The organism is Rhodococcus sp. NPDC049939, from assembly GCF_040656415.1.
Classification (GTDB): domain Bacteria; phylum Actinomycetota; class Actinomycetes; order Mycobacteriales; family Mycobacteriaceae; genus Rhodococcus_F.
Map to the genome: position 1 here is coordinate 1,286,756 of NZ_JBFAMC010000001.1, position 25,127 is coordinate 1,311,882.

The window sequence follows — 25,127 nt, forward strand, 5'->3', positions numbered from 1 at the left end:
ACCCTAGTCCGCAGCTCGCAGCGTCAGCCCGGTCCCGTCTGCGCGGGTCAGGTGCAGCGTGTCCGCCTGGACGTTGTATTCCGTCTTTCCGCTCAACGCGGCGAGCACCGCACGCTCGATCTCGGCCACGTCGGGTTCGCATGCCATCTTGGTCGTGGCCCACTGCCCGAACGTGATCGAGCTTTTCTGCACGTCCGCGGTCCCGATCATCTGGTTGCACCCGGTGAACCCGGAGGCTGAACCGTCCTCGGCGATCAGTAATTGAGGTGCGACCTTCTCCAGCGCCGGAGTTGTCGTGATCGCGCCTGAACCGATCAGTGCGGTCACCGTCCAGGTCGTTCCGACGACGGGCCGGTCCGGCGCAACCTGCTTGTCGGTCAGCGTCACGGACGTGGTGGGCGTGGTCAGGGTCAATGTGTGCCCGTCGAGGGTCCAATTCGGTTGCGCGTCAAGAAGACTGACTACCCAGGCGTCGGCACCCGCGGTCTCGCCGAGGCACGCCATCTCGGTCATGACGAGGGGGCCCGCCACGACCTTCCCGTCGGCGAGATCGACGTAGCCGCTGCCCTGATTGCATCCCGCGTCTACCGAGATACGCCCGGCGTCGGTGAACCTGACCATGAGTGGCCCGCCGCCAGGAATGGGGTCGCCCGCGACAGAGGTGGAGACGAAGGTGCGACCCGTCGGGCCCACCTCCGAGGCCTGCTCGTCCGCGTTGCACGCGGAGAGCGAGGCGATGGTCAAGAGCCCGAGGACGGCGGCAGTAGTACGCATTCTGCGAGGCTAGACAACGCGGCTGGACGAGTTGTGTGGTTTCAGGTCGATCATCGGGCAACGCGTCGGATCAGATCTTCCCAGGCAGCTTGAAGTCGCTCGATCGAGACTCCGAGGTCGCGCATCTGGTGGAGTACGAGAGTGGCCTCGAGGGAGGCGAGGAGCGAACAGGCAAGAACTTCCAGGTCGGCGTCCACCCCAGCGGCGCGCAGTAGTGACATCACATGGGTGATCGAGACGGCCCGGGCCGGGACCGCGAATCGGACTTCGGGGGAGGTCTCCGCGGCCCGTTGCACTTCGCCCTGTACCTCCACCATTGCGATCCGCGCGTGTCCGAAGGCGATCAGCCGATCGACCGGGTCGGCCCCGGGGCCCAACGGAGGCGGTCCGAACATGAACCGCTGTTGCATCTCCTTCTCGGTGTGGTCGAGCAGTGACTGCATGAGACCCGACCGGCTGCCGAACCTCCGAAACACGGTGCCCTTGCCCACACCGGCCGCGGCGGCGACGGCGTCCATCGTGACGGCGTCGACGCCCCGTTCGGCCACTAGGCACGCGGCGGCATCTAGGAGAAGCCGCCGGTTTCGTGCGGCGTCGCCTCGTTCGGGAGGGCCGATTCCGATCTGGGGAAGGCGCGTTTTGCTGGTCATTTGTCCATCTTACTGTTGTCGGGAATATAAGTGGACCATGGTCCGTTTATGGCGTATGCATTGGTGGTGAGCCGCCAACGCCTCACCCAGAAGGAGATATACAGATGTCAAAGACCACCGTTCTCGCACTCGTCGGCAGTCTGCGTGCCGCCTCGGTCAACCGCCAGGTTGCCGAAACTGCCGTCTCCGTTGCCCCGGAGGGCGTCGAGGTGACCATCTTCGACGGACTCGGCGACGTTCCCTTCTACAGCGAGGACATTGACGGCGCGGCGCCGATTCCGGCCGTAGAGGCGTTGCGTGAGGCCGCAGGTCGAGCAGACGCTCTGTTGCTCGTCACTCCGGAGTACAACGGCACCATCCCGGCTGCACTGAAGAACGCCATCGACTGGATGTCCCGCCCCTACGGCTCCGGTGCGATCCACGGCAAGCCGGTCGCTGTGATCAGTGCCTCACCCAGCGCCAACGGCGCGCAGTGGGCGCATCAGGACACCCGCAAAGCTGCCCGAATCGCCGGAGGCAAAGTGCTCGAAGACGTAACTCTTGCCATCGGCCGGACAGGCGAGAAGTTCGCGGGCGGCCATCCGAAGGAGAACCGCGAGGTGGCGGAGCAGGTTGCTGAGGTCGTTGTCAGCCTCGTGGACGCCACAAGGCAGTTGGTCGACGCCTGACGGTTGGTTGACGGGGACGCCGTCGTCGCTGGAGGCCGGCCCGATCGAGGGCCGCGTCGACGGCGTCCCGAACCATATCGAGTCTTCACTCGCGTGCGCGGTTACAAGCGCGACGGATCGATCATGCCGCGTCGGATGCCGCGCACCAGTCGGCGCGGGACGCGATACACCTGTCCATCCACGGTGACGGTCACCAAGTCCGGTACAGACGCCTTCCACTGCGCGCGACGGCTGCGGGTGTTGGCGCGCGACATGCGCCGCTTGGGTACCGCCATCGCTCAGACCCCCCGAGTCCCGCGAGGCGTTCGACGCCCATAGCGGCGCTCGAACTTCTCGACGCGACCCTCGCTGTCGACCAAGCGGTCCGCGCCGGTCCAGAACGGGTGGGATGCGCTGGTGACGTCGACGACGACGAGCGGGTAGGTGTGCCCATCCTCCCATTCCACGGTTTGCTCGGTCCGGGCCGTTGACCTGGTGAGGAAGGCGGTGCCGGTGGCGGCGTCCCGGAAGACGACGGGTCGGTAGTCGGGGTGGATGCCGGGTTTCATGATGCGATCTCTCCGTTCTCGTCGACGGCGCCGAGCGGCATGTCGGCACACGGATCGGTATGGAACTCGCCGAATGGGTCTTCCCAGGTGGACCACGACTGCTCGTCGGCGAGTTCGCGCTCGGTGAGCAGTGCCCAGTCGAGCGCTGTGGTGATTTCCTCCGGTTCGACGTCGTGGACCAGCACGACGAGCGAGGTGTCCCGGTCGCCGAAGCGCTCGTCCCAGCCCACGGCGGCGAGCGCGCGCCGCTCGGTATCGACGTCGAGCAGTTCGTCGTCCGTCATGTCGGCGAGCCAACGGTCGGCGGCGGCCACCCGCAGTCCTGCCCCGGCGGATTCGAGCCACAGCGCGATGTCGGGCCGGGTGGCGAGCCAGAGCCTGCCGCGCGCGGTGACGACGCCGTCGAGCAGGACGTCGATCGCCTCGTGCAGACGTCCGGGGTGGAACGGTCGCCGCGCGGTGAACTCGACCAGTGCGACGCCTTGATCGGTGTCGAGGGGTGGGCGGCCTCGGAGCAGCGGCGAGTGGACCCCGTCGACGCGGCCGCGCCGGGCATCGGCGCCGACGCGTGACAGCAGCGCAGGACCGTCGGTCACTGCTGAGATCGGGGCGCCGGGTACGAGCCTGGTGAGCACCGCCGACACCTTGTGCGTGAGCCAGGGATCTGCGGCGCAGTCGTCGACGACGAGCGCATCGGCGAACGCCACCTGCCCGACGGCGACCTGAGCGACCGTCCGGTCGTCGTCGAGGTCCTCTTCGCTGGTCACCGCCTCCCACCACGGCTCGACATCGAGGCAGGTCACGACCGCTTCGATGCGGACGTCCCGGCCGGCGGGACCGTCGATCTGCCCGACCACTCCGACCACCGGCACATGTTCGACCGCCCAGCACACGGCTTCGGGTTCGAGCGTGGAGTCGAGTTCGAGAACTATGCGGTCGACGGAGCTGCGCGTGTGCAGCCTCCGCAGCAGCGGCAGCAGGTCGTGGCGAAGCGTGCAGGACACGCAGCCGTGGGCCAGTTCGAGCACCTCGGTGGTCACCTCCCGCGCATCCACCGGCCCTGTCGTGAGGGTCCGGTGCACGACGCCCTGACCGAGATCGCCGAGATCGTGCCGCACCACCACGGTGGACGCCTCCCGGTCGTCGAGGAACGACCGCGCCGTCGCGTGCACCGGCCCACTTCGTCCGCTCACCACGACCAGCGGTGTGCGGCCCTCCGGATTCACAGCCACAGTCGAGCACCTTTCGAAAATGATTGTCATTAACGACTGACGACACTACACTCGATCGCCGGCTAACGACAATCGTTGTCATTAATCGGCCCCACCCGGCCGGAAAGGAGCACCCGTGTCCGCTCACTGCCAGGTGACCGGCAGACGACCCGGCTTCGGACGATCGGTCTCGCACTCCCATCGCCGGACCGCCCGGCGCTGGAACCCGAACATCCAAACCAAGACCTACTTCCTGCCGGGAGAGGGTCGCCGAATCACCCTGCGTCTGACCCCGAAGGGCATCCGGACGATAGACCGCGACGGCATCGAGGCCGTTGTCGCACGCATGAGGGCCAAGGGAGAGAAGGTTTAAAAGTCATGGCACGCAATGAAATCCGTCCGCTGGTCAAACTCGTCTCGACGGCGGGAACCGGCTACCGGTATTACACGCGGAAGAACCGGCGCAACGACCCCGACCGTATGGTGCTGCGCCGGTACGACCCGGTGCTGCGTCGGCACGTCGACTTCCGAGAGGAGCGCTGAGCACGTGGCCAAGAAGTCGAAGATCGCCAAGAACGAGCAGCGCAAGCGAGTCGTCGCCCGGTACGCCCCGCTGCGGCAGGAGTTGAAGGAGACGATCCGGAGACCGGCCAGCACACCCGAGGAGCGTGCCGCAGCGCAGTCCCGATTGGCACGGCTGCCGCGGGACGCGAGTCCCGTGCGATTGCGCAATCGAGATGCCACGGATGGGCGTCCGCGCGGCTACATGCGCAAGTTCGGCCTCTCGCGTGTGCGGATGCGCGAGATGGCTCACCGCGGGGAGCTACCAGGCATATGCAGGTCGAGCTGGTAAAGGAAGAACGAAGAACGATGGCAGCCAAGAGGGCGCCGTCGAAGAAGACTCCAAGTGAGCTGGGACGCCGCCGCAAGAAGAATCCGCTGATCGCGGCCGAAATCGAGACCGTCGACTACAAGGACATCAGTCTCCTACGCACCTTCATCTCGGATCGCGGCAAGATCCGCAGCCGCCGTGTCACGGGCCTGACTCCTCAGCAACAGCGCCAGGTCGCCACCGCTGTGAAGAACGCGCGTGAGATGGCGCTGCTGCCGTTCACCATCAGATAGGCCGCGACACCACCAAGGTCTCGGCCGGGTCCCTGCTCGCCGCCGGCGGGTCGGCGCTAGAGGCCGGCCCGGTCGAGGGCCGCGTCGACGGCGTCTCGTACCACGTCGAAGTCTTCACTCGCTGCCAGGGCAGAGTCTGCGGCGGCTTCTATATGTTCTCGGACCGTCTCATAGTGCGCGACCCACTCCTCTTGGTTCTCGCGCCAGTACCCGACGACGTCGTAGCGATTCGCTTGCCAGCCCAGCTCGTGCCGAAGCCAGCGCCTTACCTCTCGAGAGACCTTCGCTTCCCCGGCGAACCAGACGTAACCCGGACCGCCCGGTCGCGACCAGGATCGAGCTGCCTCGGCGAGAAGGCTGCTCCCCGCACCGTTGCCGCTCCGGTGTAGCCAGGTCACGGTGAGCTTCGCATCGGTTACCAGTCTTTGCCGGTCCTGCGGTGTGGCGACCTCAGCGATCACGTGTACCGGGGTCGAACTCGGCATCTCTTCGAGGATTCGGCTGAGGGCGGGCAGCGCGGTCATATCGGCGAGAAGGAGTTGCCAGTTTGCGTCGGACGGAGGCGCGTACCAACCGGAGGCGGATGAGAATCCGAGCTTGTCGCCCGGCCGTGCCTGCACCGCCCAGCGCGCCGCAGTCCCGCCGGCGTGGACGGCGAAATCGATGTCCATCTCTTGGATTTCGGCGTCCCAGCGGCGCACGGTGTAGCTGCGCTTCTCGGTTCCGTGGGGTGGGAACGCGAGCAGGAGGTGTTCGTCCGGTATCCCGGTGGACTCGAACCGTCCGAGGTCTCCGCCTGCGAGGGTGATTCTCTGCATGTTCGGCGTCACCCTTCGGGTGCGCACCACGGGTGCCGACCAGTTGAAGTGTTCGGGGGAGTCGCCGGGCATTCGCTCAAATTACCCGGCCGCGCACGGCTGCGTGGACTGCACGTAAGCTCGCTGAGTTCGGTGGCCGAGCACGGCCCAGGGATGTGACCTGCATCACGGCAAAAATGTGATGTGCGACACGCCGACGTGAGCGTGGAAATCTCCGGTTTGCGGGATGCCGACCAGGGAATTTCATCAATGTGACTCACAACATCTCGGGTTAGGTGCTTCTGTCAGCCACTAGGTGTAGTGTCTTGAGCACTGGGGGACCACAACGGAATTTTGCTCGGTGAGCGCTCTCCAGCGGAGGTCGTCACCATCTCGAGTAAAGGAATCCCAGTGCGCGCCGAACACACACTTCGTCAGCTTGATTTGGCAGTGGAAAGAGGGACTTCATGAGCATCACCGTCTACACCAAGCCCGCTTGCGTTCAGTGCAATGCCACCTACCGTGCCCTCGACAAGGAGGGCATCGAGTACTCCGTTGTCGACATCACCGAAAACCCCGAGGCTCGCGACTACGTCCTGGCGTTGGGGTACATGCAGGCGCCCGTGGTCGTGGCTGGTGACGAGCATTGGTCGGGATTCCGCCCCGATCGCATCAAGACCCTTTCGTCCAGCGCTGCTTGAAGCGAGGCGATCGCATCGTCCGAGGCGAGGGCAACCGACGCCTCGGACGGAAGTAACCATTAGCACTAGTCCAGATGGTGAAGGACCGATGACATCGCTGGTGTACTTTTCCAGCGTCTCGGGGAACACGCACCGATTCGTCCAGCGGCTCGGGCTGCCTGCGACGCGCATACCCATCCATGACCGCGAAGGCACCTTCGAGGTCCATGAACCCTATGTGTTGATCGTTCCTACCTACGGGGGCGGGACAACATCGACAGGCCGTGACACGAGCTACGTCCCGAAACCTGTCATCCGATTTCTCAACAACAAGAACAACAGGTCGCTGATCCGAGGCGTGATCGCGGCGGGAAACACCAATTTTGGTGAATCCTATTGCTTTGCAGGAAACATCATCTCTCAGAAATGTCACGTTCCCTACCTCTACCGCTTCGAACTCATGGGCACAGCCGAAGACATCGAACGGGTCAGGGCAGGTCTGGGTGAATTCTGGGATCACTTAGACGACGAGGAGCAGCAGCAGTGGCGCCGACCATCACAGACACCATCGACGCGGGGAGCGTAGAGGACGTGCGCGGTGGAGATTTGACGAGCGGTCTCGATTACCACGCACTCAACGCGATGCTCAACCTGTACGGGCCGAACGGCGAGATCCAGTTCGACAAGGATGTCGCGGCGGCCCGGCAGTACTTCCTGCAGCACGTCAACCAGAACACCGTCTTCTTCCACAACCTGGACGAGAAGCTCGACTACCTCGTGGAGGAGAACTACTACGAGCCGGAGGTGCTCGACCAGTACTCGCGCGCGTTCGTGAAGTCGCTGATCGAACACGCCTACTCCAAGAAGTTCCGTTTCCCAACGTTTCTCGGCGCATTCAAGTACTACACCTCGTACACACTCAAGACGTTCGACGGCAAGCGTTACCTCGAGCGGTTCGAGGACCGTGTCTGCATGGTCGCGCTGACCCTTGCAGCAGGCGACGAGGACCTGGCCGTCAAACTGGTCGACGAGATCATCGCCGGACGGTTCCAGCCGGCCACCCCGACGTTCCTCAACTCCGGCAAGAAGCAGCGAGGCGAGCCCGTCTCCTGCTTCCTGCTGCGCATCGAGGACAACATGGAGTCCATAGGTCGCTCTATCAACTCGGCTCTGCAGCTGTCCAAGCGTGGTGGCGGAGTCGCCTTGCTGCTCACCAACGTTCGTGAACACGGTGCCCCGATCAAGAAGATCGAGAACCAGAGTTCGGGTGTCATCCCGATCATGAAGCTGCTCGAGGATTCCTTCTCGTATGCCAACCAGCTGGGCGCGCGCCAGGGCGCCGGCGCGGTGTACCTGCACGCCCACCACCCCGACATCTACCGGTTCCTCGACACCAAGCGCGAGAACGCCGACGAGAAGATCCGAATCAAGACTTTGTCGCTGGGCGTCGTGATCCCCGACATCACGTTCGAACTCGCGAAGAAGAACGAGGACATGTACCTCTTCTCGCCGTACGACGTGGAGCGCATCTACGGCGTCCCGTTCGCGGACATCAACGTCACCGAGAAGTACTACGAGATGGTCGACGACAAGCGGATTCGCAAGTCGAAGATCAAGGCGCGCGAGTTCTTTCAGACCATCGCAGAGTTGCAATTCGAGTCGGGCTACCCGTACATCATGTTCGAGGACACGGTGAACCGGGCCAACCCGATCGAAGGCAAGATCACCCACTCCAACCTGTGCTCTGAGATCCTGCAGGTGTCAACACCGTCACTGTTCAACGACGACCTCACATACAACAAGGTCGGTAAGGACATTTCCTGCAATCTGGGTTCGCTGAACATCGCGAAGACGATGGACTCGCCGGACTTCGCGCGGACCATCGAGGTGGCGATCCGCGCGCTCACCGCAGTATCGGATCAGACGCACATCTACTCGGTGCCGTCAATCGAGCAGGGCAACAACGACTCTCACGCTATCGGCCTCGGACAGATGAACCTGCACGGTTTTCTGGCTCGTGAGCGGATCTTCTACGGCTCCGACGAGGGTATCGACTTCACGAACATCTACTTCTACACCGTCGTGTTCCATGCGTTGCGGGCGTCGAACCAGATCGCGATCGAACGCGGAGTGCACTTCAAGGGCTTTCCTGAGTCCAAGTACGCGTCCGGTGAGTACTTCGACAAGTACATCGATCGGGTTTGGGAGCCGGAGACCGAGCGGGTGCGGCGACTGTTCGCAGAGTCCGGTGTACACATCCCGACACAGGACGACTGGCGCGAATTGAAGGCGTCGGTGCAGAAGCACGGAATCTACAATCAGAATCTGCAGGCCGTCCCGCCCACCGGGTCGATCTCGTACATCAACAATTCCACCAGTTCCATTCATCCGGTGGCGTCGAAGATCGAGATCCGCAAGGAGGGCAAGATCGGTCGGGTTTACTACCCGGCGCCGTACCTGACCAACGACAACCTGGAGTACTACCAGGATGCTTACGAGATCGGGTACGAGAAGATCATCGACACCTACGCTGCCGCGACGCAGCACGTGGACCAGGGGTTGTCGCTGACGCTGTTCTTCAAGGACACCGCCACGACACGCGACATCAACAAGGCCCAGATCTACGCGTGGCGCAAGGGGATCAAGACGCTGTACTACATCCGTCTGCGCCAGATGGCGCTAGAGGGGACCGAGGTCGAAGGTTGCGTTTCCTGCATGTTGTAGGCGGTTTCTCCGCCCGCACTCACAGCCGAACGAAGTGAGGATTGAAATGGTCAAGCTGGTTAGTCGCGTTTCCGCGATCAACTGGAACCGCGTCCAGGACGAGAAGGACGCCGAGGTGTGGGACCGTCTCGTCGGCAACTTCTGGCTGCCGGAGAAGGTGCCAGTGTCCAACGACATTCCGTCGTGGGGCACACTCACCGCACAGGAGAAGCAGCTCACGATGCGGGTGTTCACGGGGCTCACGCTCCTCGACACCATTCAGGGCACCGTGGGCGCCGTCAGCCTCATCCCGGACGCGATCACCCCGCACGAGGAAGCGGTGTACACCAACATCGCATTCATGGAGTCGGTGCACGCCAAGAGCTACAGTTCGATCTTTTCGACGCTGTGCTCCACCCGCGACATCGACGATGCCTTCCGCTGGTCCGAGGAGAATCGGAACCTGCAGCGCAAGGCGGAGATCGTCATGGACTACTACCAGGGCGACGAGCCGCTCAAGCGCAAGGTGGCGTCCACCCTGCTCGAGAGCTTCCTGTTCTATTCGGGCTTCTATCTGCCGATGTATTGGTCTTCGCGAGCGAAGCTCACCAACACCGCTGATTTGATCCGTCTCATCATTCGTGACGAGGCCGTCCATGGGTACTACATCGGCTACAAGTACCAGAAGGGCCTCGAGCAGCTCACCCAGGCTGAGCGCGACGAACTCAAGAACTACACGTTCGAGTTGCTCTTCGAGCTCTACGACAACGAAGTCGATTACACCCAGGATCTCTACGACGAGGTCGGGCTAACTGAGGACGTCAAGAAGTTCCTGCGGTACAACGCCAACAAGGCGTTGATGAACCTCGGCTACGAGGGCCTGTTCCCGAAGGACGAGACGGAGGTCAACCCGGCGATCCTGTCGGCACTCTCACCCAATGCGGACGAGAACCACGACTTCTTCTCCGGTTCGGGCAGCTCGTATGTCATCGGCAAGGCTGTCAACACCGAAGACGAAGACTGGGACTTCTAAACGCCCCTGTGGTCAGACCCAATGTCACACCATCGCAGTTCAACTGCGTCGGAGTGACATTGGGCATCAGTTCTTCGGTTGCGGGTGCTGTCGCCATTTCTGACTGAAGTTCGGTATCGGCAGCGGGGGCGGCGCCGGAAGTTTCTGGAAGGCGACTTGGACGCTGCCGAAGTTGTATCCCTTCTCACCGATGTAGTAGTAGCCGAAGCGATTGGCGATGCCATTCATCCTTGCGATGGTGATCGTGTAGCGCCTGTGATCGATCTTGACCAATTCCCTTCCGTCGAATTTGGCTGCGATGTCGGCTTCCTGGATGTCCGGTGAGGGTGCATTCTTGGCGCCGTGCCGTATCTTCCACCGGTGGAACGTCGGAATCAGCGCGACGCCTAGGATGCAAATCAGGAGTAACAGGGTGAGATAGATGTCCAAGTTCCAGCGGAAATGCTCGTCGGCCCGCTGGGATAGGTTGGTTAGCAAACGTTCACCTGCTCTTACTGCGTTCTGCGGTCATTGTGCGGGAAACAGCCTGCGGAAGCAGAAGGTCCCGCTCTTCCGGTTTCGTCCCAGCCAGCCCCATGCGAAGACGTATCCGCGTTCGTATGCGATGGCTGCAAGCTGTTGGGGCGGCATGGCATCCGAATAGATCTTGACGAGGTCGCGCCCGTCGAAGCGTGCTGCGATGCGTTCGTGATAGTGCATTTGGTACTTTCGGGTCGGCTACGTAGATCAGGTGGGTTCGTCGTCGGGGTCAATTCGGATGCGGTCAATCGCCTCCAGCGCAATCTCGAGGGATTCAGCCCAGTGGTCACGTGTGGAGGAGCTGACATCGACTAGGAGCAGTCGGTGGCCATCCCATAGCGGAATGATGGCTTGCACTTGTTCCGTCGATATCGTGGTCGGGTCGTCGTCCACGTCACTATCGGGGCTCCGAAACAGTGTTGATCGCGCGACGAGAACAGTAGGGCCGCAGCCGAGGTCGCGATACTGGACAACAGCCAGCGGATTGCTTTGGCTGATGACATCTGCGAGTGCCCGGGCGTATTCGACAAGGGATTCTGTGTCGCCCAGTTCCGGCCCCCCGGCCGGAAGGTGTCCGATCGACCAGGTGAGTGTCACGTAGTGCTCGGGACCGGAGCTGGGTGGAACGAACACACCGGCCAGTAACGCACCCGCTTCGCGGAGCAGTTTACCGGCGGCCGATAGTCCGGCAGCAACCGATTCACGATCGGGAAGATCGTCGCCGGCCGCCGCGATGACGGCGTCGGTGGCCGCTTTCCTGGCCTCGGAAGAGTCGCCGAGTGGAATTGGAACGAATCCTGTGGGAACGCTGAGTGTGATGGTCACGGTGTGTCCCGAAGTATCGTGTTCGCGATGGCGCCGCCAGCAGGACCGTAGATCAGGGTGTTCGTTACTTCGCTCGGAGTCTTGGGGACCATGTATGTGTAGACATCTTGAAAAATGTTGGTGGGGCTGTCTTCCACACCGATGAGTTGCATGCCCATGGGTGTGCCGACGGTGAACGCGGCGCTTTCGAAACCGAATCCTATGTTGAATGCCTTGATGTCGTCCGCGGCCGCAAATTTTCCGGCAGCGCTCAAGCTGTCACCTGCGGCATCCGCGGACTTCGCGGCTGCCTCTACCGCATCCCCGGTGGCGCCGATCAGCTTTCCGGCGCCACCGGTTGCAACGCCAAACGCATCGAGGGCGATCGTCGTCCAGGTAACGTCGGCGCCGGCGGCTTTCGCCAGAGCGTGACCGGCCAGTGCCGCGGCTCCCAACCCCAGGGATATCGAACCGAGCGCTGCACTCAGTGGTGGGAAGGCAAACGTGGCCGCAGCCGCCACACCGAGGACGGTGCTCAATGTGGAGAGCGTGTTCGAGATCTCGTTGATCAGATCGGCGTTGTCTTGGATGTACTTCCAGATGTCGGCCGCGAGATCTTCGATGCCGTCGACGATGGCGTCGAGGGCTTTGCCGAGACGTTCGAAGAAGCCCTCTTCGGGTGCGTCGCGGCTGGCGTCGTCAAGTGCACGCGCGGCGAGTTCGACGAGTTCGCGATGGCGCCGGGCCAGTGCTTCGGCCCGCTCGATGATTGCGTCGAGTTCGCTCTGCGCACGTCGGAGACGGTCCAATGCGGCGTCGAGGCGAGACTGGGCTGCGGCGAGTTGCTGCGAATCGGTGTAGGTTCGGTCGGCTTCGAGTAATCCGGGGTCGTTTTGGGCGTTTTCCAGGTTCCGCTTGGCGACACGTGCGAGATCTTCGAGTTCCCGCCCGTTCCTTTGGAAGGCGGAAAGGTCGTCACTCCAATCACCGAGCACCCGGCTCGCCTTGCGCATGGAGTCCCCGGCGGTGTCGAGATGATCGGGGAGTTCGCCGACTTGATTGCGGAATGCCTCGGCAGCCCCGCCGCGCCAAATGCCATAGGAGTGGCCGGTCTCGCGAAGTGCGTCCTTCGCGGTCTCGAGTTTGGTTGCCACCTCGCCGAGTTCGGACGACAAACGCCCGACCACGGCGGGGTTGCCGGGTGCCGGGTCGAATCCCAGATTTGGGTACCCGGGAGAGGCGACGGGGCTGTTGGCCGACGCGGACAGAGGGCTCGACGGGGGTGGTTGCGTCACCATCACAACCCCAGGTTCAGGCTGGAGTCCTGAATCGGGCTTGATGCCGGGGCTGTACCGGACCACAGGCTGGGGCCTGCGTCAGTACTCGGAGACGCCGGCTCGGGATCGGGAATGCAATTGTCGACCGTATTGAGCGCGTCCGTATTGAGTTGCTCCTGGAGCGCGTATAGGTCACGGGTCGCCTCGAGTCCGGTGACCATCGTTCCTGTCGACTTCGCGATCCGTTCGATTCCGTACTTCCACCGGTCACGGAAGTTCGCGGCAGCCCGATCGAGGTCGGCGCCGCCAAGGTCGCTGCTCTCGGCGTCGGCGAGCCTGTTGTTGGCCGCCGTCATGTCGGTTGCCGCGGTGTCCAGCGTGCTGATCAGCCCACCGAACGCCTCGATATCCAGATACATTTCCCCCGACACGGCTTCCCCCCGAGTTCGCAGTTGACCAAGGCACGCTACAACATCGGTCGTTCGGTTGGGACAGGCAGGAGACGTTGCCGCAGTGCAGCCGAGAGCAATGGTCCCCGGAGTTCGACCAGAAGTGCTCTAGCTGACGTACGCGTTGAGTGTGTCTCTCAAGTCGGTGAGAACTGCATGCGCCGCAACGAGTCCGTTGCCGGTCCAGATGGCGTCTGCGACGACGAAGACCCGGCCGTCCTCGGCCGCGCCCAGGTTTTGCCAGGCATCACTGGCCATCACGTCCTCGGCATGGGCTTTGCTCATGTCGTCGATGATGACGTAGACGAGGTCGCCCTCCACTTGCTCGAGGTCGTCGTCAGGAACGGCAGCCGTAACCGATTCGCCGAGATCCTGGTACGCCGGCCGGCGTACTCCGGCATCGGCGAGTACTTGCCCTGCGAAGCTCGAAGGGCCCTGGATATGGAGACTGTCGGAGTCGAATCGCACGACCGACGCTTGTGTCTGGGACGAGTCGATGTCGTATCCGAGTAGGGCAGCGTCTTGCTGGTACTGCTCGAGTTGTGCGCTGGCTGAGTCGGCGCGTCCGAGAGCATTGCCGGCCAGAAGGAACTGCGTCTTCCAGTTCACGGGATCCGAACCGACGTAGACAGTTGGTGCCACCGCGCTGAACTCGGCGTACGAGTCGTCGCCCGTAGGGCTCGATCCGAGAATCAGGTCCGGGTTCGCTTGCGCGACCAGATCGAGATTCGGGTCGTCCTCCGAGCCGATGCTTGCAATGTGTGAGATGCCGGTGCCGAGGTAGGTGGGCTGCGATGTTTCTCCGTCGTCGACCGCGGCCCCGACAACGCGCTCCCACAGCCCGAGCGAGCACACAGCGTCCAGGGCTGGTGTATCGAGCACGACGATGCGCTGAGGATCGGACGGTACGTCACTCTCACCCGCGGTGTGCACGACGTGGTGCGTACCGTCAGGGGCCAGGCCTGGGTCCACTGGCGTCGGTAGGGCGCAGGCAGCGGTGGTATCCCGGTCGATTCCCACCACCCCGGCGCCTTCGATCTTCGTGGTCGTCCGGATGATCGTGCTCGCGTCGTCGTCGGATGGCTGGGAGCAACTGGCGAGAACGACGGCGGTGACGGCGACGAGACCGGCGAACGCGCGTCGGGCTGTCGAAACTGTAGCGAGGGACAATTCAGCAGCTTCCTGTGTGTGCGGGCGCGTTAAGGTTAGCCGCAGCGGCTGTCCATACCTAAGGCATCCGGCGACAGACGGCAGCGGCGAACTGGAGGGCCCCGGTTTCTCGGTGATCGACTCTACTGCGCCGGGCCTCACCAACTCCGGGACTCCGACAGAGGATAACTGCTGGTCATAGAAGTTTTCGTGTGCGTTGACGCCCGGTAAGTACGACGCTGGGTAGGACCGAGTCGGCGTCCTCGCGGGGCACGGTCTACGATTCGATGAGCGCAAGCCAGAGACCGTTCGCCTCGCAGCCCGAGGCCGGACGCGCATTCAGGAGGATTAGTGACTGCCGTAGCGCCCCAGCCAGTCCCCGAGATAGCTGCAGCCAGGCCTTACCCGCCGCGGCAGGGACCCAAGGGCTCGTACATCTACAAAATGATTACGACCACCGATCCCAAGATGCTTGGGATCATGTACATAGCGACCTCGATCGCCTTCTTCCTCATCGGCGGGCTGATGGCCCTGCTGATGCGCGCCGAGCTCGCTGTGCCAGGCATGCAGTTCCTGTCGAACGAACAGTACAACCAGCTGTTCACCATGCACGGCACGATCATGCTGCTGCTCTACGCGACTCCGATCGTGTTCGGATTCGCCAACTACATCCTGCCGCTGCAGATCGGTGCCCCTGACGTCGCGTTCCCTCGGCTCAACGCGTTCAGCTACTGGTTGTACTTGTTCGGTGCGATCATCACAACCGCCGGATTCATCACCCCCGGTGGTGCGGCGGACTTCGGCTGGACCGCATACACACCCCTGACGAGCGCGCTGCACTCCCCGGGCGTCGGAGCCGACCTCTGGATCATGGGCCTCGCGGTCGCCGGCCTCGGCACCATCCTCGGTGGTGTCAACATGATCACCACGGTCATCTGCTTGCGTGCTCCCGGTATGACGATGTTCCGGATGCCGATCTTCACGTGGAACATCTTCATCACCAGCATCCTGATTCTGCTCGCGTTCCCGCTGCTGACCGCCGCTTTCTTCGGGTTGTTCGCGGACCGGCATCTCGGTGCCCACATTTTCGACCCGGCCACCGGCGGCGTCCTGCTGTGGCAGCACCTGTTCTGGTTCTTCGGCCACCCAGAGGTGTACATCATCGCCCTGCCGTTCTTCGGCATCGTCTCGGAGATCTTCCCGGTCTTCAGCCGTAAGCCCGTGTTCGGATACACCGGCCTTGTCTATGCGACCCTCGCCATCGCGGCGCTGTCGATCGCGGTGTGGGCCCACCACATGTACGCGACGGGTGCAATCTTGCTGCCGTACTTCTCGTTCATGACCTTCCTTATCGCCGTGCCCACGGGTGTGAAGATCTTCAACTGGATCGGCACGATGTGGAAAGGCCAGTTGACGTTCGAATCGCCGATGCTGTTCTCGATCGGATTCCTCGTCACCTTCCTCTTCGGTGGCCTGTCCGGTGTCATCCTCGCGAGCCCGCCACTCGACTTCCACCTCACTGACAGCTACTTCGTTGTCGCCCACTTCCACTACGTGGTCTTCGGTACCGTCGTATTCGCCACCTATGCGGGCATCTACTTCTGGTTCCCGAAGATGACAGGTCGGATGATGGACGAGCGCCTGGGTAAGTGGCACTTCTGGACCACATTCATCGGCTTCCACGGCACGTTCCTCGTTCAGCACTGGCTGGGCAACGAGGGTATGCCGCGCCGCTACGCCGACTACCTGCCCTCCGACGGCTTCACCGTCCTGAACTCGGTCTCGACCGTGTTTGCGTTCGTCCTCGGTGCCTCGACGCTGCCGTTCATCTGGAACGTCTTCAAGAGTTACCGGTACGGCCAAGTCGTGACCGTCGACGACCCGTGGGGCTTCGGCAACTCGCTCGAGTGGGCCACCAGTTGCCCGCCGCCACGCCACAACTTCACCGAGTTGCCGCGCATCCGCTCCGAGCGCCCGGCGTTCGAACTGCACTACCCGCACATGATCGAGCGGATGAAAGCAGAGGCGCACGTCGGCCCGGGCCATGGTGGCAAGCAGTCCGGCACCGTGCTCGAAAAGGATCGCAGCGAGTCGCTGACCACTGGCGACGAAGAGGGCCGCGGAACCGACTCCGGCCGCTGACCCCGAGTAGTTCGAAAAGGCCTCGCTCCAACATTGGGCGGGGCCTTTTACTTGGCACAATAGGTGGCGGACCAACCCTGTGAGCAAAATGATCGGAGTTCTCTGGTGGGTGTAGTCGACACCACTGTTCTGGTGACCGTGACCGGGCCCGACCGGCCCGGCGTCACCTCGGTTCTCTTCGCGGTGCTATCCCGCCACGACGTGAGCCTTCTGGACGTGGAGCAGGTGGTAATTCGAGGCCGCCTCACCCTCGGTGTCTTGGTGGTGTGCCCTGAGGACGGCGAGGCCCTACACGAAGAGCTCGAAGAGGCCATGGCCACTGTCGGGATGTCGGTGGACGTTGAGATCGGTGCGAATCCTGGCCGGCAGTCACTGCCGAGCCACGCGATAGTGGTCCTCGGCAGCCCAGTGTCCGCCAGAGCGATGCGATCGGTAGCGCGTGCGATGGCCACATTGGGAGTCAACATCGACTCGATCAGGGGTGTCGCGGACTACCCCGTGACCGGCCTGGAGCTCCTCGCCAGCGCCCCAGATACCGTAGAGGCCGATAAGAGCCTGCGCACGGTGCTGGCTGAGGTGGCCGCTCGCGAGAACGTCGATATCGCCGTCGAACGCGGGGGACTGGCCCGCCGGGCCAAGCGCCTCATAGTTTTCGATGTCGATTCCACTCTCGTGCAGGGTGAGGTCATCGAAATGCTCGCGGCTCGGGCAGGCGTCGAGGACGAGGTCCGCGCCGTCACCGAATCGGCGATGCGGGGTGAGATCGACTTCGCGGAATCATTACACCAGCGTGTCGCCACACTCGCGGGTCTGGACGCCTCCGTCGTCGACGAAGTCGCCGATGGCCTGGAGCTGATGCCGGGCGCGCGGACCACCATCCGTACACTGCGCAGGCTCGGCTTTCGGTGCGGTGTGGTGTCGGGTGGTTTCCGACAGGTCATCGAGGGGTTGGCCCACGAACTCGAACTCGACTTCGTCCAGGCCAATACGCTCGAGATCGTGGACGGCAAACTGACCGGAAAGGTGGTCGGAGACATCGTCGATCGACCTGCGAAGGCCACGGCGTTGCGCAACTTCGCCAGCCAGGTCGGCGTTCCGATGGAACAGACCGTTGCGGTCGGCGACGGTGCCAACGATATCGACATGCTCAACGCCGCCGGTCTGGGAATTGCGTTCAACGCGAAGCCTGCGCTGCGGGAAGTGGCAGATACGGCGCTGTCGCACCCCTACCTGGATGCCGTGCTGTTCATTCTCGGTGTCACCCGTAATGAGGTCGAGGCTGCGGACGCGGTGGATGGCCTGGTCAGGCGGGTCCCGCTGTCATGACGAAATTGCGTCATGACGCGCTCGCCGACGAGTCCGGTCCCGACGCCAAATGGGAGGAGCGTCGCGCTCTCCTTGCGGCAGGGTACGGCGGTCGGCCTGATCCGGACGATCCGGATCAGATCCTCGCCATGCCCATCGTGTTACATATTCCGAAGCCCGAGCCTCCGCCTCGCAGTGCGCTGCTGGAGGCTGCCGCGACCGCGGTGGCGTCACTGTGTTTCGATGCCCGCGTAGGAGTGGACGAGGAGGGTGTACCCGGACCGTGGCGAGAGGGCTTTCTCGCCTGGTTCACTTCCCGCATGCGCAAGGTGTCGCGCAGGGCGCGTGGAGCGCAATGGTTGGCCGTGCAGGAGGTGGACGGGATCACTGTGGACGTCGGCGGTGCGCAGGCCCGTGCCCTAGTGCCCTGTGCGGTTGGCGCGCTTGATCCGCGCGTGAAGAAGTTGCAGGTCGGGGGCACCGATTTCGATCACGACGAGCCCGGCGAGATCCCGGACGGGGTTCCGGTGCTGTGGACCAACTCTGCCCTGAACATGACTGTGGGAAAGGCTGCGGCACAGGTGGGTCATGCGTCGATGCTTCTCGCCGCCGCGATGAGCACCGAACGGGCGCGTAAGTGGGCTGCGGATGGATACCGATGTGCCGTACGTGACGCGGACCCGCGATCCTGGGATGCGTTGACGAGTCAGGCGGCGCTCGGTAGGGCGGTCGCCGTACGTGATGCGGGTTTCACGGAGATAGCTCCTGGATCGATGACCGTGATCGCCTGCCCCTGAGCATGGAACTGTCCTGCGAATCCGGTTCAGGCGCTTTCGTATAGCCGGCACAGGGCGGTCCAGTACCTGAGTTTTGGCTATATGTTGCGGCAGGCTCGAGCCCGACACTGACAGTCATGCTTACTCGACGCTTGACGGCTTTGCTCGTCGGATTGTGGCTGTACGGATTTTCGATGGCCCTGATGATCACGGCTGCGTTGGGTCTGTCCCCGTGGGACGTGTTTCATCAGGGGATCACCGGCCGCACGCCCCTGAGTTTCGGTGCGGTGACTGCTCTTACCGGCGTCGGGGTTCTTCTGCTGTGGATTCCCATCCGCCAGAAACCCGGGTTCGGCACGATCGCCAATGTGATGGTGATCGGCGTCTCGGTGGATATCTCTCTCTCGTTGATGAATCCGCCCGACTCCCAGGTCGCGAGGTTTGCGATCTTGCTCGGCGGCGTTGCCCTCAACGCTCTCGCGACAGCGCTGTACATCGGCGCCGGGATGGGCCCGGGGCCGAGAGACGGCCTCATGACCGGACTGGTGGCGCGAACCGGCCTGTCGGTGAGGGTAATTCGAACATCGATCGAGGTCACGGTTCTTTCGATCGGGTGGTTGCTCGGAGGGACAGTGGGGGTGGGCACCCTGATTTATGCGTTCGGGATCGGCCCACTGGTCCAGCTGATGATGCGGTTCGGCAGTATCTACCCGATGGCGCGGAAGACGAGCACTGTCGGTCCCGACAGTGTGATCGTCGAGTCCCCCGATATCGGACCGCCCGGTGCTGGTGCGCCGTCGGGTTCAGTCGAGTCGAACTCGGTGAGTAGCAACCCGTAGAACCATTCGGGGCACCCCAGGGCGATTTCGACGGGTCCACCCGCGTGAAGGACGAGTAGTCGGCTGTCGTCGGCGAGCGCGGAGCCGGCTTGGGTGTGGGAGCGTATGTCGGATCCGTCGATCCACGCCTGGAGGGTGCGGCGGGACTCGTCGTGCCACGCGTGATAGTCCATCTCCTTGCCGTCCCCTCCGAACCAGACGAGGTCGGGGTGTCCGGTGGGCGTGTGCCTTCCCTCGAAGAACTCGGGCTGGCGGAGCGCTGGGGATGCGCGACGCAGGCCAAGGGCGCGGGTCACGAAGGCTGTCAGAGTTTCGTCCCGCATGTTCCAGTCGAGTGGCCACGCATCTTCTCTCGGGGTGTGCTCGGGAACGCAGTAGGCGTTGTTGTTTCCGCCTTGCGTATGACCGAACTCGTCGCCTGCCGTGAGCATCGGCGTACCGGTCGACAGCGCGAGGGTAGCAAGGAGGGCTCGCACGTGCCTTGAACGCGCGACGGTGATCGTCGCGTCATCGGTCGGCCCCTCGACGCCGTGATTGACGGAATCGTTGTGAGCGGCACCGTCCCGGTTGCCATCCCGGTTGCCCTCGTTGTGCTTGTGAGCGTATGAGACGAGGTCTTCTACAGTGAACCCGTCGTGCGCAGTCACGAAGTTGACCGATGCCCAGGGCCGCCTATCCGCATACAGATCTTCCGACCCCGCCAGTCGAGAAGCGAGATCACGCACTCCGGTATCGCCGTTCCAAAATCGTCGAACAGTATTGCGGTACTGATCATTCCACTCTGACCACTGAGTTCCGAAGTCTCCAACGCGGTACCCGTCCGGGGTGGCGTCCCACGGCTCGGCGATCAACTTGCGTTGGGACAGAACCGGATCTGCGGTAATCGAGGAGAACACCGAAGCACGAGAATCGAATTGACCACCATGAGGTCGGCCGAGTGCGGAGGCGAGGTCGAACCGGAACCCATCGACGCCCATATCCTCAGCCCAGTAGCGCAGACTGTCCCCGATCATCCGGACGGTGATCGGGGAGTGCGCGTCAACCGTGTTCCCGCAACCTGTCAGGTCGATGTCTCTTCCCTCGGTATCGAGGAGGTAGTAGCCGGGGGCGTCGAGACCGCGCCAACTGACACTGATGCCGCCGACATCTTGTTCACAGGTGTGGTTGTAGACGACATCGAGGATTACCTCGATGCCCGCGGCGTGCAGAGCGTCGACCATGATGCGAAACTCGTCGATTTCTGCGCCCGGTTCCGCCGCATAGCCTGGGTGTGGAGCGAAGTACGAAGCGGTGGAATATCCCCAATGGTTGCGCATGCCGCGCGAGCGCAACGTGGCCTCCGTGAGATGTGCCTGGACCGGCAACAGTTCGACCGCGGTTATTCCGAGCCGGACGAGATGACCGATGACTGCGGGCTCGGCAAGACCGAGGTAGGTGCAGCGATATCGAGGGGGCACGTCGGGGTGGCGCGCGGTGAACGATCCCACGTGGAGTTCGTAGACAACGGTTTCCTCCCACGGCCTCTCGATCCGTGGACCGGACGTCGGTATGAAGTCGGCCGTCACGACCGACAGCGGTGTGTGCCCCAGGCTGTCACGCGGTGAGGGTCCACCGAACGGGTCGCCATCGTGAGAGACCAGGGCTTCGTGGTCGCCCAGTTTGCCGGTCAGGCGTCGCGCCCAGGGGTCGAGCAGCAACTTTGCCGGATTGAATCGCACACCGTTCGTGGGGTCCCAACGCCCGTGTGCCCGGTAGCCGTACATCTGGCCTACGCCTACGCCCTCGACGACGCCGTGCCAGATGCCGTAGGTGCGTTGCGTCAGATCGATGCGGGTCTCGTTCCCGTCATGCGAAATCAGGCACACCTGTACCAGTTCTGCGTCGGGGGCATGGACAGCGAACCGCGTCGTCTCTCCGTCCGCCCGTGCTCCCAGGGGAAACGGGGACCCGGGCAGTCGGAGTCCCGGCCGAGTTGACGGGCTCTGGCCGGGGTGCGAATCGATGTGAGACGACACCTAACTGATCCTGCCGTGAATGCTCGAAAGATGTGCGGGAAGATGGGTGCGTGCATGAACCTGATCCCGATCTTCTCATCGAGTTCGACGACGTCCATCTCCGGCGCGCGGGCAACACGCTCGTCGGCCCAGTGTCTTGGAAGGTGGAACTGGACGAGCGATGGGTCGTGCTCGGACCGAACGGGGCAGGCAAGACGTCGTTGTTACGGATCGCTGCCGCCGAACTACACCCCACAAGTGGCCGCGCCCACGTGTTGGGTGAACGACTCGGTCGGGTCGACGTCAACGAGTTGCGTCCGAGGATCGGGCTGTCTTCTTCGGCCTTGGCCAACCGGGTGCCGGGAGACGAGGTTGTGCGTGATCTCGTCGTCTCGGCGGGGTATGCCCTCCTCGGGCGCTGGCATGAGCACTACGACTCTCTCGATACCGATCGTGCGTTCGAGATGCTCAAAAGCCTTGGCGCCGACCATCTCGCCTCGCGCACCTACGGCACTCTTTCCGAAGGTGAGCGCAAGCGTGTGCTCATCGCACGCGCTCTGATGACGGACCCGGAACTGCTGTTGCTCGACGAACCCGCCGCCGGTCTCGACCTTGGCGGACGCGAGGAACTCGTCTCACGGCTCACGGACCTCGCCGCCGATCCGGACGCCCCGGCTACGGTTCTGATCACTCACCACGTCGAGGAGATTCCGCCGGGATTCACTCACGCGTTGCTGCTCAACGAGGGACGGGTGGTCTCGCAAGGCCTGCTGGATCAGGTCATCACGGCCGAAAATTTGAGCGAAACATTTGGTGCGCCCATGAGCCTCGACAAGGTAGACGGTCGATTCTTTGCTCGCAGGACGCTCGTTCCGGCGGCTATCCACGGCTGACCGATTGTGATCTTCGTTACAACGGGAGTCCAACGGAGACGGGCTTCACCGGTGGCGTAGGTTCCACAGTCATGGTCTCGAATCACGAGCGAACACCTCGGGTGCACCCCGAGGTGACGCCGAAGGACGCATCCACTGTCATCCTGATCCGTGATGTCGCGGCTGACGCCGGCAGTTCGGGTATCGAGGTGTTCCTCCTCCGCCGGGTCGCGGGGATGGCGTTCGCCGGTGGGATGACGGTCTTCCCTGGCGGCGGGGTCGATCCGTCGGATGCTCGAGCCGAAGTCCGCTGGGCAGGCCCGCCGGTCGAGTGGTGGGCGCAGCGCTTGTCCACCGATGCGGCCCTCGCGAGAGCTCTCGTGTGCGCCGCCGTGCGTGAGACGTTCGAGGAGTGTGGCGTCCTCCTTGCGGGACCCAGCCCGGACACGGTGGTCGAGGACACGTCGCACTACGCCCAGGCGCGCGTTCGACTAGAGAATCGCGAACTGTCGTTCAGTGATTTTCTCGAACGTGAGAACCTGGTCCTGCGGGCCGATCTATTGCGTCCCTGGGCCAACTGGATTACTCCGATCGGTGAGCGGCGCCGGTACGACACTCGCTTCTTCGTCGCCGCTGCCCCGAATGGTCAGGTGGCCGACGGCGCGACGTCGGAAGCCGAGGAGGTGGCGTGGCTGAGCCCCGCCGACGCGCTCGCGCAATGGCAGCGCGGTAGCAGTATCTTGTTGCCCCCGACCTGGAGCCAACTCGAGGCGCTCAGCGCCTTCGGCTCGGTTGCCGAGGTCCTAGCCGCGGAACCGGAGATCCCGGTGATTCTGCCGACGCTGATCACCGACAGGGAACCGATTCGGGTCGAGTTTCCGGGGCAAGACGGCTACTACGAGAATGGACCGCATCCGTGGTCTGTTCGCGACTGACGCAGGTCGACGCGGATGCGGGCCTGCCCGCGAAACCGTGTCGAAGGTAGGCAAGTAACCTCTCCGTCATGGCTGAGTTCGTCACCCTCGAAGTATCCGAAGGCATCGGCACGATCCGGCTCGCGCGGCCCCCGATGAACGCGCTCAACCGCCAGGTTCAGCAGGAGTTGCGAGCGGCGGTGCGGGAGGCCACCGTCAACTCCGACGTCAAAGCCGTAATTGTCTATGGCGGCGAGAAGGTCTTTGCCGCAGGAGCGGACGTCAAAGAGATGTCGGAGATGGATTTCGGCCAGATGACGGATGTGATCGGCGACTTGCAGTCCGACCTCGGCGCGGTATCCGAGATTCCGAAGCCCACCGTCGCGGCCATCACCGGCTACGCACTCGGTGGCGGCCTGGAGGTGGCACTGTCCGCTGATCGTCGCATCGCCGGCGACAACGCGAAACTCGGTGTGCCGGAGATCCTGCTCGGCATCATCCCCGGTGGCGGTGGAACTCAGCGCCTGGCCCGACTGATCGGGCCGTCGAAGGCCAAGGATCTGGTGTTCACGGGTCGTTTCGTCGGTGCCGAGGAGGCTTTGGCGATCGGATTGATCGACGAGATCGTGCCACCGGACGATGTCTACGAAGCTGCGCGCAGCTGGGCTTCGCAGTTCACCAATGGAGCCGGTCGTGCTCTGGCGGCGGCCAAGGCCGCCGTCGACCACGGCCTCGAGCTCGACCTGAACAGTGGCTTGGCGATCGAGCGGCAGCTGTTCGCCTCGTTGTTCGCCACCAGGGACCGCACAATCGGGATGGAATCGTTCATCGAGAACGGTCCAGGTAAGGCTCAGTTCACTGGCGAGTAGTGTGGAGCCCGAAAATCCCGAAGCTGTTCAGCATTACCACCGAGTAGGATCTGCCGCATGACTGCAAGCCCCCATGACGACCCCGCTCCCAACCCGCACGCCACTGCCGAACAGGTAGAGGCGGCGATGAAGGACAGCAAACTCGCCCAGGTGCTCTATCACGACTGGGAAGCCGAGACGTACGACGAGAAGTGGTCGATCTCGTACGACGAGAGGTGCATCGACTATGCGCGTGGGCGCTTCGACGCCGTCGCGGGGGATCAGCCGCTACCCTACGAGCGAGCACTCGAACTGGGATGCGGGACCGGGTTCTTTCTTCTCAACCTGATGCAGGGTGGAGTCGCGAAGACCGGCTCGGTCACCGATCTTTCGCCCGGCATGGTCAAGGTCGCGCTGCGGAACGCCGAGAGCCTGGGACTCCCTGTCGACGGGCGCGTGGCCGACGCCGAGACCATCCCGTACGAGGACGACACATTCGATCTCGTCGTGGGGCACGCTGTCCTGCACCATATCCCGGATGTGGAGCAGTCACTGCGCGAGGTTCTGCGTGTGCTGAAGCCAGGTGGGCGTTTCCTGTTCGCCGGTGAACCCACCACGATCGGGAACTTCTACGCACGCTGGCTCGGCCGCGCGACGTGGGAAACCACTACCCGGGTTACGAAGCTGCCCTTCCTCTCCGACTGGCGCCGCCCCCAGGCAGAACTCGACGAGTCTTCACGCGCGGCGGCACTCGAAGCAGTTGTCGATTTGCACACGTTCGATCCGAGCGACCTCGAGGAGATTGCGAAGTCGGCCGGTGCAGTGGAGGTTCGGGCTGCCACCGAGGAGTTCGCGGCAGCTCTGCTCGGGTGGCCGGTGCGTACCTTCGAGGCTGCGGTGCCCTCCGAGAAGCTTGGTTGGGGCTGGGGTCGATTCGCTTTCAATGGTTGGAAGTCACTCAGCTGGGTCGACGAGAAGATTCTGCGGCATGTGGTGCCGCGCCAGTTCTTCTACAACGTCATGATCACCGGTGTGAAGTCCGGCAACTGA

General features: G+C 63.2%; 29 protein-coding genes. 16 read left to right on the forward strand and 13 right to left on the reverse strand.

Annotated features, from left to right (window positions below):
• Window positions 1-3: 3 nt before the first annotated feature.
• Window positions 4-774 carry an META domain-containing protein gene (locus AB0I57_RS05870; RefSeq protein WP_358331118.1) on the reverse strand — a complete coding sequence of 257 codons (771 nt, stop codon included), beginning with the start codon at window positions 772-774 and terminating at the stop codon, window positions 4-6.
• Window positions 775-824: 50 nt separating this feature from the next.
• Window positions 825-1,424, reverse strand: coding sequence for a TetR/AcrR family transcriptional regulator (locus AB0I57_RS05875; protein ID WP_358331121.1), 600 nt, complete (start codon window positions 1,422-1,424; stop codon window positions 825-827).
• 104 nt (window positions 1,425-1,528) lie between these two features.
• Between AB0I57_RS05875 and AB0I57_RS05880 the strand changes: the two genes are divergently transcribed.
• Window positions 1,529-2,092, forward strand: coding sequence for an NAD(P)H-dependent oxidoreductase (locus tag AB0I57_RS05880; RefSeq protein ID WP_358331125.1), 564 nt, complete (start codon window positions 1,529-1,531; stop codon window positions 2,090-2,092).
• A gap of 101 nt (window positions 2,093-2,193) precedes the next feature.
• Here AB0I57_RS05880 and rpmF read toward each other — a convergent pair whose 3' ends face one another.
• The 3 genes from rpmF to AB0I57_RS05895 are packed head-to-tail and all read right to left on the reverse strand — an operon-like array spanning window position 2,194 to window position 3,902.
• On the reverse strand, window positions 2,194-2,367 hold the full coding sequence (gene rpmF, locus AB0I57_RS05885; RefSeq protein ID WP_358331128.1) for a 50S ribosomal protein L32: 174 nt from the start codon (window positions 2,365-2,367) through the stop codon (window positions 2,194-2,196).
• Between the two features lie 3 nt (window positions 2,368-2,370).
• Entirely contained in the window at window positions 2,371-2,640 is a 270-nt protein-coding gene (locus AB0I57_RS05890; RefSeq protein ID WP_358331131.1) for a type B 50S ribosomal protein L31, read from the reverse strand.
• Window positions 2,637-3,902 carry a GTP-binding protein gene (locus AB0I57_RS05895; protein WP_358331134.1) on the reverse strand — a complete coding sequence of 422 codons (1,266 nt, stop codon included), beginning with the start codon at window positions 3,900-3,902 and terminating at the stop codon, window positions 2,637-2,639. Before AB0I57_RS05895 ends, AB0I57_RS05890 begins: the two co-directional genes overlap by 4 nt.
• A gap of 85 nt (window positions 3,903-3,987) precedes the next feature.
• Here AB0I57_RS05895 and rpmB point away from each other — a divergent pair, with 85 nt between their 5' ends.
• Genes rpmB through rpsR form a run of 4 tightly spaced genes read left to right on the forward strand, consistent with a single transcriptional unit; the run spans window position 3,988 to window position 4,976 of the window.
• A complete protein-coding gene (rpmB, locus tag AB0I57_RS05900; RefSeq protein ID WP_070378098.1) occupies window positions 3,988-4,224 on the forward strand; it encodes a 50S ribosomal protein L28 in 237 nt (78 codons plus the stop codon).
• A 5-nt stretch (window positions 4,225-4,229) separates the two neighbouring features.
• Window positions 4,230-4,394, forward strand: coding sequence for a 50S ribosomal protein L33 (gene rpmG, locus AB0I57_RS05905; RefSeq protein WP_358331137.1), 165 nt, complete (start codon window positions 4,230-4,232; stop codon window positions 4,392-4,394).
• Window positions 4,395-4,398: 4 nt separating this feature from the next.
• A complete protein-coding gene (gene rpsN, locus AB0I57_RS05910) occupies window positions 4,399-4,704 on the forward strand; it encodes a 30S ribosomal protein S14 (RefSeq protein WP_358331140.1) in 306 nt (101 codons plus the stop codon).
• 17 nt (window positions 4,705-4,721) lie between these two features.
• Window positions 4,722-4,976 (forward strand): 30S ribosomal protein S18, encoded by a 255-nt coding sequence (rpsR, locus tag AB0I57_RS05915; RefSeq protein WP_358331143.1) that lies wholly within the window; start codon window positions 4,722-4,724, stop codon window positions 4,974-4,976.
• Between the two features lie 56 nt (window positions 4,977-5,032).
• Here rpsR and AB0I57_RS05920 read toward each other — a convergent pair whose 3' ends face one another.
• Window positions 5,033-5,866, reverse strand: a complete 834-nt coding sequence (locus tag AB0I57_RS05920) for a siderophore-interacting protein (RefSeq protein WP_358331146.1) — start codon at window positions 5,864-5,866, stop codon at window positions 5,033-5,035.
• Window positions 5,867-6,240: 374 nt separating this feature from the next.
• Here AB0I57_RS05920 and AB0I57_RS05925 point away from each other — a divergent pair, with 374 nt between their 5' ends.
• The 4 genes from AB0I57_RS05925 to nrdF all read left to right on the forward strand — a co-directional run bounded on the left by AB0I57_RS05925 (window position 6,241) and on the right by nrdF (window position 10,189).
• A complete protein-coding gene (locus AB0I57_RS05925; RefSeq protein WP_358331149.1) occupies window positions 6,241-6,474 on the forward strand; it encodes a redoxin NrdH in 234 nt (77 codons plus the stop codon).
• A gap of 88 nt (window positions 6,475-6,562) precedes the next feature.
• Complete coding sequence (gene nrdI / locus AB0I57_RS05930; RefSeq protein WP_358331152.1) at window positions 6,563-7,039, forward strand: class Ib ribonucleoside-diphosphate reductase assembly flavoprotein NrdI; 477 nt, start codon at window positions 6,563-6,565, stop codon at window positions 7,037-7,039.
• Window positions 7,040-7,095: 56 nt separating this feature from the next.
• Window positions 7,096-9,177, forward strand: coding sequence for a class 1b ribonucleoside-diphosphate reductase subunit alpha (gene nrdE, locus AB0I57_RS05935; protein WP_358333204.1), 2,082 nt, complete (start codon window positions 7,096-7,098; stop codon window positions 9,175-9,177).
• Window positions 9,178-9,223: 46 nt separating this feature from the next.
• Window positions 9,224-10,189: a class 1b ribonucleoside-diphosphate reductase subunit beta gene (gene nrdF / locus AB0I57_RS05940; RefSeq protein ID WP_358331155.1), complete on the forward strand. Its 966-nt coding sequence runs from the start codon at window positions 9,224-9,226 to the stop codon at window positions 10,187-10,189.
• Between the two features lie 66 nt (window positions 10,190-10,255).
• On the opposite strand, the gene AB0I57_RS05945 is transcribed toward nrdF, so the two are convergent.
• The 6 genes from AB0I57_RS05945 to AB0I57_RS05970 form a co-directional block, all read right to left on the reverse strand.
• A complete protein-coding gene (locus tag AB0I57_RS05945; protein ID WP_358331158.1) occupies window positions 10,256-10,666 on the reverse strand; it encodes a hypothetical protein in 411 nt (136 codons plus the stop codon).
• A gap of 30 nt (window positions 10,667-10,696) precedes the next feature.
• The gene (locus tag AB0I57_RS05950; protein WP_358331161.1) at window positions 10,697-10,888 is read right to left on the reverse strand and encodes a hypothetical protein; all 192 of its coding nucleotides are present in this window, start codon (window positions 10,886-10,888) and stop codon (window positions 10,697-10,699) included.
• Between the two features lie 27 nt (window positions 10,889-10,915).
• Window positions 10,916-11,533 carry a hypothetical protein gene (locus AB0I57_RS05955; protein WP_358331164.1) on the reverse strand — a complete coding sequence of 206 codons (618 nt, stop codon included), beginning with the start codon at window positions 11,531-11,533 and terminating at the stop codon, window positions 10,916-10,918.
• Window positions 11,530-12,807, reverse strand: a complete 1,278-nt coding sequence (locus AB0I57_RS05960) for a putative T7SS-secreted protein (RefSeq protein WP_358331167.1) — start codon at window positions 12,805-12,807, stop codon at window positions 11,530-11,532. Before AB0I57_RS05960 ends, AB0I57_RS05955 begins: the two co-directional genes overlap by 4 nt.
• A 2-nt stretch (window positions 12,808-12,809) precedes the next feature.
• Window positions 12,810-13,220 carry a hypothetical protein gene (locus AB0I57_RS05965; RefSeq protein ID WP_358331170.1) on the reverse strand — a complete coding sequence of 137 codons (411 nt, stop codon included), beginning with the start codon at window positions 13,218-13,220 and terminating at the stop codon, window positions 12,810-12,812.
• Window positions 13,221-13,346: 126 nt separating this feature from the next.
• On the reverse strand, window positions 13,347-14,408 hold the full coding sequence (locus AB0I57_RS05970) for an iron-siderophore ABC transporter substrate-binding protein (RefSeq protein WP_358331173.1): 1,062 nt from the start codon (window positions 14,406-14,408) through the stop codon (window positions 13,347-13,349).
• Between the two features lie 330 nt (window positions 14,409-14,738).
• Between AB0I57_RS05970 and ctaD the strand changes: the two genes are divergently transcribed.
• From ctaD to AB0I57_RS05985, 3 genes are all read left to right on the forward strand, one after another.
• A complete protein-coding gene (ctaD, locus tag AB0I57_RS05975; protein ID WP_358331176.1) occupies window positions 14,739-16,529 on the forward strand; it encodes a cytochrome c oxidase subunit I in 1,791 nt (596 codons plus the stop codon).
• A 105-nt stretch (window positions 16,530-16,634) separates the two neighbouring features.
• A complete protein-coding gene (serB, locus tag AB0I57_RS05980; protein WP_358331179.1) occupies window positions 16,635-17,855 on the forward strand; it encodes a phosphoserine phosphatase SerB in 1,221 nt (406 codons plus the stop codon).
• Window positions 17,852-18,631, forward strand: a complete 780-nt coding sequence (locus AB0I57_RS05985; protein WP_358331182.1) for an aminoacyl-tRNA hydrolase — start codon at window positions 17,852-17,854, stop codon at window positions 18,629-18,631. The genes serB and AB0I57_RS05985 overlap by 4 nt, the downstream gene beginning before the upstream one ends.
• Window positions 18,632-19,316: 685 nt before the next feature.
• Here AB0I57_RS05985 and glgX read toward each other — a convergent pair.
• Complete coding sequence (gene glgX / locus AB0I57_RS05990) at window positions 19,317-21,464, reverse strand: glycogen debranching protein GlgX (protein ID WP_358331185.1); 2,148 nt, start codon at window positions 21,462-21,464, stop codon at window positions 19,317-19,319.
• Between the two features lie 50 nt (window positions 21,465-21,514).
• Here glgX and AB0I57_RS05995 point away from each other — a divergent pair, with 50 nt between their 5' ends.
• The 4 genes from AB0I57_RS05995 (at window position 21,515) to AB0I57_RS06010 (ending at window position 25,127) form a co-directional block, all read left to right on the forward strand.
• Complete coding sequence (locus tag AB0I57_RS05995; RefSeq protein WP_358331188.1) at window positions 21,515-22,336, forward strand: ABC transporter ATP-binding protein; 822 nt, start codon at window positions 21,515-21,517, stop codon at window positions 22,334-22,336.
• 71 nt (window positions 22,337-22,407) lie between these two features.
• Window positions 22,408-23,250 carry an NUDIX hydrolase gene (locus AB0I57_RS06000; RefSeq protein ID WP_358331190.1) on the forward strand — a complete coding sequence of 281 codons (843 nt, stop codon included), beginning with the start codon at window positions 22,408-22,410 and terminating at the stop codon, window positions 23,248-23,250.
• Between the two features lie 68 nt (window positions 23,251-23,318).
• Window positions 23,319-24,098 carry an enoyl-CoA hydratase-related protein gene (locus AB0I57_RS06005; protein ID WP_358331193.1) on the forward strand — a complete coding sequence of 260 codons (780 nt, stop codon included), beginning with the start codon at window positions 23,319-23,321 and terminating at the stop codon, window positions 24,096-24,098.
• Window positions 24,099-24,155: 57 nt separating this feature from the next.
• A complete protein-coding gene (locus tag AB0I57_RS06010; protein ID WP_358331196.1) occupies window positions 24,156-25,127 on the forward strand; it encodes a methyltransferase domain-containing protein in 972 nt (323 codons plus the stop codon).

Bases quoted from the DNA above. Each gene is read 5' to 3' on its own strand.
- AB0I57_RS05870 (WP_358331118.1), bottom strand. From the start codon at position 774: ATGCGTACTACTGCCGCCGTCCTCGGGCTCTTGACCATCGCCTCGCTC.
- AB0I57_RS05875 (WP_358331121.1), bottom strand. From the start codon at position 1,424: ATGACCAGCAAAACGCGCCTTCCCCAGATCGGAATCGGCCCTCCCGAA.
- AB0I57_RS05880 (WP_358331125.1), top strand. From the start codon at position 1,529: ATGTCAAAGACCACCGTTCTCGCACTCGTCGGCAGTCTGCGTGCCGCC.
- rpmF (WP_358331128.1), bottom strand. From the start codon at position 2,367: ATGGCGGTACCCAAGCGGCGCATGTCGCGCGCCAACACCCGCAGCCGT.
- AB0I57_RS05890 (WP_358331131.1), bottom strand. From the start codon at position 2,640: ATGAAACCCGGCATCCACCCCGACTACCGACCCGTCGTCTTCCGGGAC.
- AB0I57_RS05895 (WP_358331134.1), bottom strand. From the start codon at position 3,902: ATGACAATCATTTTCGAAAGGTGCTCGACTGTGGCTGTGAATCCGGAG.
- rpmG (WP_358331137.1), top strand. From the start codon at position 4,230: ATGGCACGCAATGAAATCCGTCCGCTGGTCAAACTCGTCTCGACGGCG.
- rpsR (WP_358331143.1), top strand. From the start codon at position 4,722: ATGGCAGCCAAGAGGGCGCCGTCGAAGAAGACTCCAAGTGAGCTGGGA.
- AB0I57_RS05920 (WP_358331146.1), bottom strand. From the start codon at position 5,866: ATGCCCGGCGACTCCCCCGAACACTTCAACTGGTCGGCACCCGTGGTG.
- AB0I57_RS05925 (WP_358331149.1), top strand. From the start codon at position 6,241: ATGAGCATCACCGTCTACACCAAGCCCGCTTGCGTTCAGTGCAATGCC.
- nrdI (WP_358331152.1), top strand. From the start codon at position 6,563: ATGACATCGCTGGTGTACTTTTCCAGCGTCTCGGGGAACACGCACCGA.
- nrdE (WP_358333204.1), top strand. From the start codon at position 7,096: ATGCTCAACCTGTACGGGCCGAACGGCGAGATCCAGTTCGACAAGGAT.
- nrdF (WP_358331155.1), top strand. From the start codon at position 9,224: ATGGTCAAGCTGGTTAGTCGCGTTTCCGCGATCAACTGGAACCGCGTC.
- AB0I57_RS05950 (WP_358331161.1), bottom strand. From the start codon at position 10,888: ATGCACTATCACGAACGCATCGCAGCACGCTTCGACGGGCGCGACCTC.
- AB0I57_RS05985 (WP_358331182.1), top strand. From the start codon at position 17,852: ATGACGAAATTGCGTCATGACGCGCTCGCCGACGAGTCCGGTCCCGAC.
- AB0I57_RS06000 (WP_358331190.1), top strand. From the start codon at position 22,408: ATGGTCTCGAATCACGAGCGAACACCTCGGGTGCACCCCGAGGTGACG.
- AB0I57_RS06005 (WP_358331193.1), top strand. From the start codon at position 23,319: ATGGCTGAGTTCGTCACCCTCGAAGTATCCGAAGGCATCGGCACGATC.
- AB0I57_RS06010 (WP_358331196.1), top strand. From the start codon at position 24,156: ATGACTGCAAGCCCCCATGACGACCCCGCTCCCAACCCGCACGCCACT.